The organism is Sphingomonas sp. MMS12-HWE2-04 (genome assembly GCF_044881185.1).
GTDB lineage: Bacteria > Pseudomonadota > Alphaproteobacteria > Sphingomonadales > Sphingomonadaceae > Sphingomonas.
This window is the reverse complement of sequence record NZ_CP173254.1, coordinates 914,967-928,209: the sequence shown is the minus strand read 5'-3', so window position 1 is coordinate 928,209 and position 13,243 is coordinate 914,967. Positions and strand designations below refer to the sequence as shown.

The window sequence follows — 13,243 nt, the reverse complement described above, 5'->3', positions numbered from 1 at the left end:
CCTCTGAGCCCCTGCCTGTGGGCGAAGACGAGTTCCGCATGATTGCCGACAGCGCGCCTGTCGCGGTGTGGGTCACGCGGCTCGACCGGCGGCGCAGCTTCGTCAACCGCGCCTATGCCGCCTTTGTCGGCGTCTCCTATGAGGAAGCGCTGGCGTTCGACTGGCGCAACGTGATTCATCCCGACGATGCGGTTCGGATGCTCGCCGAATTGATTGCAGGCGAAGCGACGCTGGCGACGTTCGAGCTGGAAGGCCGCTATCGCCGCGCGGACGGGGAATGGCGCTGGCTCCACTCCACCTCGTCGCCGCGCTGGGATGCAGAGGGGCGCCATATCGGCTTTATCGGCGTGGCGCACGACGTCACCGAAGCCAAGGAGGCCGAGCTGGCGCTGCGCGAGCGCGAGGCGCAGCTCACTGCGTTCATCAACCAGACGACGGCGGGCTTTGCCCAGGTCGATCTCGAGGGCCGGTTCACGCTGGTCAACGACCGCTTCTGCGAGATTGCCGGATGGCGCCGCGACGAACTGCTCGGCATGACGATGCAGCAGATCACCCACCCCGCGGATCTGGCAAGCAACCTTCCGCTGTTCGAGGATGCGGTGCGCGAGGGCACCCCCTACACGCATGAGAAACGCTATGTCCGCAAGGACGGCGGCGTGGTGTGGGTCAACAATTCGGTCTCGGTGATCCGGCGGCCTGACGGCCGGCCATTCGGCGTGCTGGCAGTGTCGCTGGACGTCACCCAGCGGCGACTGGGCGAAGAAGCGGTGCGACGCAGCGCCGAGAGCCTGCGGCTCGCCACCGAGAGCGCCGGGATGGCAAGCTGGGAGCTCGACCTTGCCAGCATGGAAGGCGAATGGTCGCCCAATCGCTTCGACCTGCTGGGGCTTCCGCGGCGATCCGAAAGCCGCGGCACCTTCCAGGAATGGGCGGCGCGGGTGCATCCGGCCGACCGCGAACGCGCGCGCGACGCTGCCTTGCGCTGCTTCGAGGATGGCGAGCCCTATACGATCGAATATCGCATCATTCGCGCCGATGATGGCAGCGAACGCTGGCTGCAGAGCCATGGCAGCCGGATCGACTATGCCGATGGGCGCTCGAGCCGCTTCGTCGGCGTGTCGTTCGACATCACCGACCGCCGGCGCGCGGAGGACGAATTACGCGATAGCGAGGCGCGCTTCCGCACGATCTTCGAGCAGGCCAACGACTTTCTGCTGACCACGACGCTCGACAACCGTCTGACCTCGGTCAACCCGGCGGTGTGCGCCGCGCTGGGCTATAGCGAGGCGGAGATGCTGGGCCGCTCGATCGCCGACTTCATGGATCCAGACCAGTTCGGCATCGCGCTCGACGCGTTCAACAAGAAGCTCGCCGAGGGGGGATCGACGCGGCTCACGGTGGCGGTGCGTGCCAAGGACGGGCGCGCGCTGGTGTGGGAAGTCAATTCCCAGCTGACCACCGACGAGGAGGGCCGGATGACCGGGCTCCACGCGATCGGCCGCGACATGACCGATGCCAAGCGCGCCGAGACGCATTTGCGGCTGCTGATCGACGAGCTCAACCACCGCGTGAAGAATACGCTGGCGATCGTCCAGGGCATCGCCCAGCAGACCTTCAAGGGCGGCACCGACCCCGCCGTGGCGCGGCGCGCATTCGAAGGCAGGCTGGCGGCGCTTTCCGAGGCACACAACTTGCTCACCCGGCAGCATTGGGGCTCCGTCTCGATGCGCCAGATCCTCGACGATGCAGTGGCGCCGCATGGCGGGATCGAAGGGCGCTTCGCGATCGACGGGCCGGATCTGGCGATCCCGCCCAAGACCGCGATCTCGCTGGCGCTGGCGATCCACGAGCTGGCGACAAACGCCGTCAAGCATGGCGCGCTGTCCAGGCCCGAGGGACGCGTGGCGATTGCCTGGGGGTATAGCGGCGCCCCGCCACGGCTGGCGCTGCGCTGGGAGGAGCATGGCGGGCCGCCGGTGGCGCCGCCGAGCCGCCGCGGCTTCGGCACGCGGATGATCGAGCGCGGCCTGGCCGCCGAGCTTGCCGGCACGGTGACGATCGCCTTCGAGCCGGGCGGGCTGGTGTGCACCGTCGATGCGCCGCTGCCGGAGAGTGGCGAATGACGTTGAGCGGGCTGCGCGTATTGATCGTCGAGGACGAGCCGATCGTCGCGATGTGCCTGGAGGACATCCTCGAGACGCTGGGCTGCGCGATCGTCGGGCCGGCCGGGCGGCTGTCCGACGGGCTGGCGCTGGCAGAGAGCGCCGCGATCGACGCAGCGATCCTCGACATAAACCTGGGCGGCGAACGCAGCACGCCGATCGCGACGGTGCTCCAGCTGCGCGGGGTGCCTTTCGCCTTTGCCAGCGGCTATGGCATGGCGCCCGAAGGCTTTGACGAGGCGCCGTTGATCGAGAAACCGTATAGCGACGACGACATCGCCTCGACGTTGCGGCTGCTGCTGGGCTGAGCGCGCGATGCCCCGGAGATCAGTGGAAAGAGGGCGGCGGAGCCGCGGTTGCCCAGCGGTGATCGGCCTGCTGGGATAGCGTGAAGTCCAGCGTGCCGCCGCGCGCGACGAAACCGGCGGGGAGCCATGCCCGGTCCCTTGCCCGGCCGTTCACCCTCAGCGACTGGACGTAGGGCGCCGCGGCGGACGCATCGCGCGCGCGAATGACGATGCGACGGCCCGGCCGCTCGATCGTGGCACCCGGGAACAGCGGACTTCCGACCACCAGCTCGGCGCGACCGGGATAGAGCGGGTAGAGACCGAGCGCAGACCAGACATACCAGGACGACATCTGGCCAAGATCGTCATTTCCCGAAATCCCCTGCGGCGTATTGGTCCAGATCTGGCGCATCGCGGCGCGCACCGTCTCCTGCGTCTTCCACGGCTGGCTGACGAAGAGATAGAGCCAGGGCGAGGCGATCGACGGCTCGTTGTCCATCTCGGCATGCAGCGCTCCCGATTTGGTCACTGCCCAGGCGCCGTCGGGCTGGCGGAAGAATTCGTCGAGCCGGCGCGCGGCGGCATCGCGGCCGCCGAGTGCCGCGATCAACCCGGCGGGATCGAACGGAACCATCCAGAGATATTGGGCACCGCTCCCCTCGACAAATTCCTCGTCGGACGCCGGATCGAAGGCTGGCCAGCTGCCATCGGCGTTGCGTGGCTGGATATAGCCGCCCTCGGGCGTGGCCGCGGGGTTGAACAGATTGCGCCACCAGCCGGAGCGCTGGAGGAACAGCCGCCTGCCCGGCTTGTCGCCGGCATGGCGGGCAAGCTCGGAAAGGCCGAAATCGGCCGCCGCCATCTCCAGCGTGTCGGAGGCGGTGCCCCAGCCGGGCGCGCCAACGGGCATGTAGTGAAGCTGCAGCCACCGATCGAGCCCGGGGCGCTGCCCGACGCACAGCACCGGACATCCCCTGCGCTCCAGATCCTTGGGCGTCGGCACCGTGGCGGCGCGTTTCAGCGAGGCATAGGCGCGCTTCACGTCGAAGTTCCGCCCGCCAAAGGCATAGATGGCGGCGAGCGAAGGCGGCGACGGGTCCCCGTTCATCACGCCCGTCGGCCCGGTCAGATGGGTCCATCGATCCCAGACGCCGCCATTCTGATCGGCCTGGTTGAGCAGCGACTGCGCGATGTCCGATCCACGTTGCGGATCGAGAAACGTCACGAGCTGGAGCTGCGAGCGATAGACGTCCCAGCCTGAATAATTGGCATATTGCGCGGTCTGGCGCGGCGCGAGGCGATGCGCGTTGCCATCGATCCCGCGATACCGTCCGTCGCGATCGCTGTAGAGGTTCGGCGTCATCAGCGCATGGTACAGCGCGGTGTAGAAAACGGCTCGATCGTCGTGGGAGCCGCCGTCGATGCGGATCTGGCCCAGCGCCCTGTTCCACACGTCGCGGCCGGCCGCCCGCACGGCCTCGAGGCGCGTTCCGTCCGGACTTTCGGAATTGAGGTTCGCGCGCGCCCCCGCAGCATCGACATAGGAGATGCCGACGCGAACATTGATGATCGGCGTGCGCTTGGCATCGAAATGGACCCAGCCGCCGGCGCCCTTGCCGGCGGGCGGATGGCCGTGCTCGCCATAGCCGGTGCCGCCCGAGCCCGCAGCGGAGCCGGGAGTCACTTTTTCATCGCGCCAGGTTCCTCCGACCTCGAAAGGCTGGTCGAACACCGCCACGAAGTGAAGCGTGTAATAGCTCTCGCGGCGGTCCTCGGCGAGATAACCGCAGAAATTGCCGCTGGTAACCGATCCGCTGACCGTGCGGGTCGCCGGATCGATGCGGATCGTCGAATCGCTGCTGCCGACTTCGCTGTCCGAAGTGCGGAACAGCAGATTGGCCGGCTTGTCCGCGGGGAAGGTGAAGCGCCCCAGCACCGTTCGATCCGTCGCACCGAGCTCTGCCTTGACGCCATTTTCAAGGGTAAGCGCATAAGCGCCCGGGCTGGCACTTTCCTTCTGGTGATCCAGCAGACTGGCATAGCTCAGTCCGGCATCGACCGAGGAAGGCGACTGCTCGACGGCCATGGTCACCGGCATGATCGGGATATCGCCGCTCGCCCCGGTGCAGCCAGTGCCGGACACATGGGTCAGGCTGAACCCGCGCACGCCATTGGAGCGCCACTCATAGCCACCGGGCGCCGCGATCGGGAAGCGCCTGCCGGGAAGCGGGCTAAGCTCCGGACTGAACGCGGCCATGCCGAAGGGGCGCGTCGCGCCGGGAAAGACATTGCCGCCATTGGTGGTGCCGATGAATGGATTGACCTCGGCGGCAGGTCCGGCGGCGCCGCCGTCCGCGGCGTATCCCGCAGACCCGAGGGCAACCAGCAGCGCGGCAGCAGCGATTCCGTGGCGCATCATGGTTCGCTTCTCCGGCGGCATTAAATCAATTTGCTTTGCTAAAGGGGAAGATGGAGGCCAGTCAATCTGCGGCGCCGAAATAGCCATTATCGGTGGCGGCAGGTTGGAAGCTTGCCTGTTTCAACTTGCCGACAATGCGGCTATGCTTCGCCCCGTCGAAAAGGACCTGAGCGGCATCGGTAAGCCCGCTCCCTCTTCCGAGGCTCCGTGTCGCTGCAAGGCGAACCCGCGACAAGCAAACCGGCGCGTTTAGCCGGGGCTTGTCGCTTGCCTGGGATCTCCCGCGTCAAGCACGCCCCGGTCGCGCCCGACAAGGAGCGAGACCATGCCGATTATCCGTGCCGATCGCGGCATTACGACCCAGATCAACGTCTTCACGGTGCCCGCCGGCGGACAGGATGCGCTGATCGCCTATCTGATCGAGGCCGCCCATGCCGCACGCGACGTGGAGGGCTGGCTGTCGGCCAGCCTGCACCGCAGCCTCGATGGCACGCGCGTGGCCAATTATGCCCAGACCGCGGGCCCCGATGCGGCCCGGCGGGTGTTCGAGCATCTCGATGCGCAGGGCCGGATCGAGGGCAATAGGCGCTTCGGCATTGCGCATCCCGGGCTCTACGAGACGGTGTTCACGCTGGACAAATAGGGCCCTGTGTCGCCGCTAGAAGCCGAGCTTTAACGTCAGGCCGACCGAATTCTTCGGGCGGCCGCCGGCCAGGGTGGCGCTGTCCGAAAGGCGGCGAGTGTAGTGGCCCTCGGCGTCGACACTTTGCAGCGAAAGGGCGATCCACAACGGCACCGGCGCATCGGAGCCGCTGGAAGTGGCAGAATTGCGGCGGGAGCCGGGGCGGCGCTGCCGCCGCCCCGGCCTGGATCAGAACTGCTTGGAGAACAGGATCCGGAAGGTGCCCGCAGTCTCGTTGCCGCCGAAGCGCGCGCCGCCCTCGAGATCGATCGCCCAGCTCCGCGGGAAGACGAAGCGGCTGCCGACGGTCAGCTGGAACTGATCGCGCATCCAGCCCTGGGTGCCCAGGCTGTAGAAGGCAGCCCCCGGGATGTCGGCATAATCGAGCCACTGGGCATCGGCCTTGTCGAACTCATGGTTCCATTCGAAGCGCAGCCGCGGCGTAATCACCGTGGTGCCATAGCGCCGCTCGACTTCGATCCGCGCACCGAGCGTGCCGGTGAGCGACTTGAGGTCGCGGGCGTCGAAGCGCAGGTCGTAGCGCCCTGCCCCGCTTTCGACATAGGCGCCGAGATCGGCGTTCATGAACTCGCCGCGGCCATAGATCGACCAGCGGACCGCGCCGCTTGCCTGATCGATGCCGAGCGCGAGCGCGCCGACGGTGAAGCTGCCGTCGCGGCTGCCGTTGGCGGTGGCGTTGACCGCCGCCACGGCACGCCGGGTTGCGAAGCTCAAGTCACCCTTGCCGACCATCCCGTCGACGAAGATGCTCTCGAAGGGCATCAGGCTGGCATAGGCCGCGACCAGGCTGCTCTGGCTGCGCACCCGCGCCGCGCCGCCGCCGATATGGCTGACGTCGTTGCCATAGCCGCCGCCGATGCCGATCACCGCGCCCTCGGCGACCTTGATGTCGAGACCGCCGCTGAGACCCGAAGTCGTCGCGGTGATCTTCGAACGATCGGTGGTGGCGTCCTGGGTGCCGATGTCGATCGCGCCGCCGCTCCACAGCCCGACCGAACCGACGCGGCGAGTGCCGTCGTCCTCGGATTCCTCGGCGCCATAGCTGCCGGCCTGATCGCCAGGCTGGGCAGTTGCCCGCTTGGTGCCGTTGCTGCCGATTGGGACGCTGCCGCTTGGTGCATTGTTCATGCTGCCCAGCGCGCCGAGCATCGCGCCGCGATCGCTGCGGCCTGCTTGGCTGTTGAGATAGGCGCCCATCGCCGGATCTGCCGCGGTGGGCCGCATCCGTTCGGTGATCGCGAGTGCCGAGGCGTCGAAGGCCGGGCTGGCCTGGACGAGCCCGCGCCCGTCGCGCGAATTGAGCGTCACGCCCATCTGCGCGCCGGACGACCCACCGCCATGATGGAGCTGTTCGGTGCGGCGCATGAAGTTCGACACCTGGCTGCGCGCGAAGCGGCGGGCCGCCTCGGCCTGGGCATCGCTGACCGCGCGGACGTTCGGATCCGCCGTGGGATCCGGGCGTGCCGTGACGGTTACGGTCACGGTCGCAGAGGCCGAGACGCCATAGGCGTTGCTCAGCGTATACTGGATCGTGATCGCGCCGCCGAAGCGGTTATTCGCCGTGACGTCGAGGCGGTAAGCCTGGGTCGCGCCCGAGCCGCTCGCGACGATCGCCGTGGTCGCTGCATTGGCCGGCGTGACGCTCAGCACATTGGCGGCGATGAACGGTCCGTTCGACGCGCCGGCGGTGAGATCGACCGACACCGTCTGGCCGTCGCCCGTCGTCGCCACCTTAGGCAGTGCGACCGGGACTGCGCCGACGATGCTGATCGTCACCGCTGCCGGCGTGGAGGCGCCGCCCGGGCCGACCGCGGCGAAGGTGAAGCTGTCGCTTCCGACATAGCCCATGACGGGCGTGTAGGTGGCGATCACGGTCGGGCTGGCGAGCGTGCCGATGCCCGATCCGCCACCGGCCGAGCCGATGGTCTGCAGCGTCAACGTGCCGTGCGCCGGCGGGGTCTGGATCTGGATCGACGTATAGTCGCCGGTGACCAGCGCCGAGAGGTTGATCTGGACGCTGCTGTTCGGATTGACCGGCGTGCTGCCGGCCACCGTGCTGCTGCCCGGCTGGGCGGCAGGCGGCGGCGGGGTGTCGACCGCCAGGGTGACGGTCGCGGCCGACGAGGTGCCGCCGGGACCGGTCGCGGTATAGGTGAAGCTGTCGGCGCCGTAATAGCCGGCGGCCGGCGTGTAGGTGACGACATTGCCGGTGACCGTGGCGGTGCCGTGCGCCGGCGCGGTGCCGATCGCAAGACTGGTATAGACGCCGCTCACCGAGCTGGTCAGGTCGATCGCGGTGCCGGTGCTGTTGTACGCCACGGCGACGTTGCTGACGTTCGCGGCAGTCGGTGCCGGGGGCAGCGCGACGTTGAGCGTCACCGTCGCGACGTTCGACGTGCCGCCGGGGCCGGTGGCGTTGTAGGTGAAGCTGTCGGCGCCATAATAGCCGGCGGCCGGCGTGTAGGTGACGACATCGCCGGCGATCGTCGTCGTGCCGTGCGCCGGTGCGGTGCCGATCGCGATGCTCGAATGGACGCCGGTGATCGACGGGGCGAGATCGATCGGGGTGCCGCTGCTGCCATAGGGCACGGCGACGCCCGAGAGATCGGCGGCCGCCGGCGGTGCCGGGACAGCGACGTTCAGCGTCACCGTCGCCGGGGACGAGGTGCCGCCGGGACCGGTCGCGGTATAGGTGAAGCTGTCGGCGCCATAATAGCCGGCGGCCGGCGTATAGGTGACCACGTCGCCGGCGATCGTCGTCGTGCCGTGCGCCGGCGCGGTGCCGATCGCGATGCTCGAATGGACGCCGGTGATCGACGGGGCGAGATCGATCGCCGTGCCGCCGCTGTTATAGGGCACGGCGACGTTGCTGACATTGGCTGCAGTCGGCGCCGCGGGGGTGCTGACCGTGATGCTCACTACGGCGGGCGCCGAGGTGCCGCCGTCATTGGTGGCCGTATAAGTGAAGCTGTCCGCGCCGTAATAGCCGGTGGCGGGGGTGTAAGTGATGGTCAGCCCCGAGACGCTGGCCGTGCCATGCGCCGGCGCCGAGGCCACCGCAACGCTGGTCGGCGTGCCGCCCGAGATCGCCAGCGTGATCGGGTTCGCGCCCGAATTATAGGGGACCGTTTCGCTGACCGGGCCGGCAGAGGGCGCCGTGGGTACGGCGATGACCAGGCTGTACGCCCGGCTGCCGTCGAACGGCGCACCGGCGCCGGTCGAGCTGTCGGTCGCGGTGATGGTGACGTTGAACGTGCCATGGACGCTCGGCGTGCCCGCGATCGTCCCGGCCGGCGAGAGCGTCAGCCCCGCGGGCAGCGCACCCGCGGTGACGGCATAGCTGTACGGCGCGGTGCCGCCGCTGGCGCTGAGCGCCTGGCTATAGGCGACGTCCATCTGGCCGCCGGTCAGGGTCGGCGGCGCGAGGGCAATCGTCGGCGCGCCGACGGTCAGGGAATAGGCACGGCTGCCGGTATAGGGCGCGCCGGTGCCGGTCGAGCTGTCGGTGGCGGTGACCGTGAAGGTGAAGGTGCCGCTCGCCGTAGCAGTGCCCGACAGCGTGCCGGTGGGCGACAGCGTCAGGCCCGCGGGCAGCGCCCCGGCAGTGACGGCATAGCTGTAGCCGGCGGTGCCGCCCGAGGCGGTGATCGCCTGGCTATATGGCGTGGCCACCGTCGCATTGGGCAGCGCGGCGGGCGCGAGCGCGATCGTCGGCGCAGTGACGGTCAGGCTGAGCGCACGGCTGCCGCTATACGGCCCGCTACCGCCCGAGCTGTCGGTGGCGGTGATCGTGAAGTTGAAGGTGCCGCCCGCGCTGGGCGTGCCGGAGAGCGTACCCCCCGTCGACAGGTTCACCCCTGCCGGCAGCGCGCCGGCGGTGATCGCGAAGCTGTACGGCGCGGTGCCGCCGCTGGCGGTAACGGTCTGGCTGTAGGCCGCGGCGACGGTGGCGTTGGGCAGACTTGTGGTGTCGACGACGATCGTCGGGGTGCCCACGGTCACCGAATAGGCGCGCGTTCCTGCATAGGGGCCGCTGCCGGTCGAACTGTCGGTCGCCGTGACTGTGAAGGAGAAGGTGCCTGCCGAGCTCGGCGTTCCGCCGAGCGTGCCGGTCGGCGACAGCGTCAGTCCGCCGGGCAAGGCCCCCGCGGTGACCGCATAGCTATAGGGTGCCGTGCCGCCGCTCGCGGTGAGCGCCTGGCTATAGGCGACACCGGGGGTGCCGCTGGGCAGCGTCGTCGGCGCGATCGTGACCGTCGGCGCCGCGATGGTCACCGCATAAGCGCGATTGGTCGAGAAGGGCGCGCCGGTGCCGGTCGAGCTGTCGGTCGCGGTGATCGTGAAGTTGAAGGTGCCGCCCGCGCTCGGCGTGCCGGTCAGCGCGCCGGTCGAGGGATTGAGCGAAAGGCCGGCGGGCACGGCACCCGCCGTGACGGCATAGCTGTAAGGCGCCGTGCCGCCCGAGGCGCTGAGGGCCTCGCTGTACGGCGTGCCGATCGCACCATTACCGAGCGTGGCAGGCGCGAGCGTGATCGACGGGGCCGAGACGGTGAAGGTGTAGCCGGAGGCCACGCCATAGGGAGCGCCGGCACCCGCGGTCGTGTCGCGGGCAACCACGGCAAAGTTGAAACTGCCTGCCGCCGTCGGCGTGCCCGAAAGCGTGCCGTTGGACGCCAGCGTCAGGCCCGGCGGAATCGTGCCGGAGTAACGAGAATAGGTGTAGGGCGCCGTACCGCCGCCGGCGACGAAGTTACCGGTATAGGTGGCACCCACCGAACTCGACAGCGTTGGCGCCGCGAGCGTGAAGTTGGGCGAGTTCATAAGGAGCGTGTAGCTGCGGCTGCCACTATAAGGCGCGCCCGCGCCGGTGGAGCTGTCGGTCGCAGTGATCGTGAACGTATATTGGTCGTTCGCCGTCCCGTTGCCCGAGAGCACGCCGCTGGCAGACAGGCTGAGGCCCGGCGGCAGCGCGCCGGCGGTGACCGCGAAGGTGTAGGGCCCATTGCCGCCGGACGCAGTCAACGTCTGGCTGTACGGCGTGCCGGCATAACCGTTGGGCACGGATGTGGGCGAGAGCGTCACGGTCGCGGCCGCGACGGTCAGCGTATAGGAGCGGCCGGCGCTGTAAGGCCCGGAACCGCCCGAACTGTCGGTCGCGGTGATCGTGAAGTTGAAGCTGCCGCCTGCGGTCGGCGTGCCCGAAATGGTGTCGCCGGTCAGGCTCAGTCCGGCGGGCAGCGCGCCGGCGGTGACGGCATAGCTGTAGGTTGCGGTGCCGCCGCTCGCGGTGATCGCCTGGCTATATGCCGTGCCCGCTGTCGCATTGGGCAACGAGGCCGGCGCGATCGCGATCGTCGGCGCCGCGACGGTCAGCGTGTAGGCCCGGTTGCCGGTATAGGGGCCCGCACCGCCCGAGCTGTCGGTCGCGGTGACGGTGAAGTTGAAGCTGCCACCCGCGGTCGGCGTGCCCGAGAGCGCGCCGCCTGCCGTCAGATTGAGTCCTGCCGGAAGCGCGCCGGCAGTCACGGCATAGGTGTAGGTCGCGGTGCCGCCGCTCGCGGTGATCGTCGCCGAATAGGCGGTGGCGACCGTCGCGTTGGTCAGCGAGGCAGGGCTCAGCGTGATCGTCGGCGCGCCGATAGTGATCGCATAGGCGCGGCTGCCGCCATAGGGCGCGCCGGGACCGGTGGTGCTGTCGCTCGCCGTCACGGTGAAATTGAAGGTGCCACCTGCTGAGGGGGTGCCGCTAATCGCGCCGGCGGCACTCATCGACAACCCGGCAGGGAGCGCACCCGCAGTAACCGCATAGCTGTAGGTCGCGGTGCCGCCACTGGCGGTGACGGCTTGCGAATAGGCGGTGCCGATCGCACCATTGGGCAGGCTGGCCGGGGCGAGTGAGATTGTCGGCGCGGCGACAGCGATCGAATAGGAATTCGCCACCGAATACGGCCCGCCGCTGCCAGCCGTGGAGCTGTCGGTCGCGGTGATCGTGAAGTTGAAGGTGCCCACGGCGGTGGGCGTGCCCGAGATCGTACCCCCGGTCAGCGTTACCCCGCTGGGCAGGCTGCCGGCAGTCACGGCATAGCTATAAGTCGCCGTGCCGCCGCTGGCGGTGAAGCTCTGCGAATAGCTGGCGCCGGCCGTGGCGCCCGGCAACGCGCCCGCGGCGGGCGACAGGCTGAGCGTCGGCGCCGCGATGACGAGCGTCAGCGTGCTGGTCGCCTGGGTGAAGGCGGGTGTCGAGCTGTCAGTAATATTGGCGGTGAAGTTGAACGATCCGCTCGCCGTCGGCGTGCCGGTGATCGTGCAATTGCCGTTGAGCTGCGTGCCCGCCGGGAGCGCACCCGAGGCGAGCGTGGTTCCGCAAGTATAGGGTCCCGTTCCCCGGCAGGGGTGATGGCAACACCGCTAAGCGCGGTACCTCGCGTACCCGAACCGGCCAAAGTGCCCGACAGCGTCGGATTGTTGACCGGCACCGTCACCGTGGCGACATTCGAATCGCCATTGGCGTTGGAAGCACGGACGTAGAAGGTGTCGCTGCCGCGGAAGCTGGCCGGCGCGGCATAAGTGACGACGCCGGAGCTGTTGATCGAAACGTTGGTCGTGCTGCTGTTGGCGCTCTGCGCAGTTGCGGCGAAGGTCCCCCCGCTGGTTTTCGAGATGAGCCAGCCCGTCGGACTGTTGGTCGCGCTGGTGCCGGTGGCGGCGTTGATGGAGTTGCCGGTCGAGCCATAGGCGACCGCGCTCGCCGTGAAGCTGTTGAGCGCCGGCACGGGAGGCGTGCCGGGCGTGCAGGTGACCGCGAGCGTGATTGTGCCGTCCACCGTGCCCGACCGGACTGCGCGCGACTGCACCGCGGCGGTCGACGCCGAGGCCGAGAAGCTGATCGTCGTCGCATTCGAGCCGTTGCCCGTAAAGACTTCGAAGCCCTGCTGCGTGAAAGCGGAGCCGCCGGTTCCTTCGAACAGGCGTGCCGAGAGACTGCCAGTGCCTGAAAAGCCGGTGACATTGGCGGTCATGTCGATCACGTCGCCGACGTCGAAGGTGTAGAAGGTCGCGCTGTCGGGAGCCCAGCTCGCCGGCGACAGGCCGCCGTCGCCGGTCTGCGCCGAGGTGCGGGCCGTGTTCGCGCGATAGCTGGCGGCGGATCCCTTCGCCGTCGAGGACGTGATGGTGGTGCCGCTCGTCGTCATGCTGAAATTGAGGACGCCGCTATTGATCGCGTCGCATCCTGTCGACGCCTGCGCCGCGACGGGCGCAAGCGCCGCAGACACTGCCAAGGTCGCTACGAGCGCGGAACGAATGCGCTTCGAAGACAAGCGGATCGGCGACTGCGGGCGATTCGAAATCGCATCCACAATGGCGGTAAACACCTGAACAGTGCGCCGAAACATGCTCGAAAACCCCCCGGTCATCATCGTCATCCCCACGACGAATCGTGCCGCAACATAGACGAATTTACTTGGTCAGCAAGCTGACCCTCAGGGCGCTTACTGATATTTATCCTTCATTTTTGTTAACTTGTGAGCAGATCCACTAATTGCTGCAAGGAGGAGCGGTCTTGCGGTTGCCAACAACAGATTGGCCCATTACGATTCGTATCCGTGACGATCAAGTCACTCGTCATTTCCCATTTTAGCGACGAGCGGGCTTCCGAAATCCTAAGTGTCTT

6 protein-coding genes are annotated in these 13,243 nt (G+C 68.2%); 3 read left to right on the top strand and 3 right to left on the bottom strand.

Annotated elements, in window-relative coordinates; genetic code table 11:
* The first annotated feature begins 38 nt into the window (after positions 1-38).
* Positions 39-2,123, top strand: a complete 2,085-nt coding sequence (locus AB2M62_RS04230) for a PAS domain S-box protein (protein WP_404338096.1) — start codon at positions 39-41, stop codon at positions 2,121-2,123.
* The gene (locus AB2M62_RS04225) at positions 2,120-2,470 is read left to right on the top strand and encodes a response regulator (RefSeq protein WP_404338095.1); all 351 of its coding nucleotides are present in this window, start codon (positions 2,120-2,122) and stop codon (positions 2,468-2,470) included. Before AB2M62_RS04230 ends, AB2M62_RS04225 begins: the two co-directional genes overlap by 4 nt.
* Before the next feature lie 19 nt (positions 2,471-2,489).
* On the opposite strand, the gene AB2M62_RS04220 is transcribed toward AB2M62_RS04225, so the two are convergent.
* Positions 2,490-4,868, bottom strand: coding sequence for a GH92 family glycosyl hydrolase (locus AB2M62_RS04220; RefSeq protein WP_404338093.1), 2,379 nt, complete (start codon positions 4,866-4,868; stop codon positions 2,490-2,492).
* Between the two features lie 325 nt (positions 4,869-5,193).
* On the opposite strand from AB2M62_RS04220, the gene AB2M62_RS04215 reads away from it, so the two are divergent.
* Positions 5,194-5,511, top strand: coding sequence for an antibiotic biosynthesis monooxygenase family protein (locus tag AB2M62_RS04215; protein ID WP_404338091.1), 318 nt, complete (start codon positions 5,194-5,196; stop codon positions 5,509-5,511).
* A 228-nt stretch (positions 5,512-5,739) separates the two neighbouring features.
* Here the strand turns inward: AB2M62_RS04215 and AB2M62_RS04210 are convergent, their stop codons facing one another.
* Both AB2M62_RS04210 and AB2M62_RS04205 read right to left on the bottom strand, forming a co-directional pair.
* Complete coding sequence (locus AB2M62_RS04210) at positions 5,740-11,874, bottom strand: putative Ig domain-containing protein (protein ID WP_404339791.1); 6,135 nt, start codon at positions 11,872-11,874, stop codon at positions 5,740-5,742.
* On the bottom strand, positions 11,778-12,995 hold the full coding sequence (locus AB2M62_RS04205; protein ID WP_404338089.1) for a hypothetical protein: 1,218 nt from the start codon (positions 12,993-12,995) through the stop codon (positions 11,778-11,780). Before AB2M62_RS04205 ends, AB2M62_RS04210 begins: the two co-directional genes overlap by 97 nt.
* Positions 12,996-13,243 lie beyond the last annotated feature (248 nt).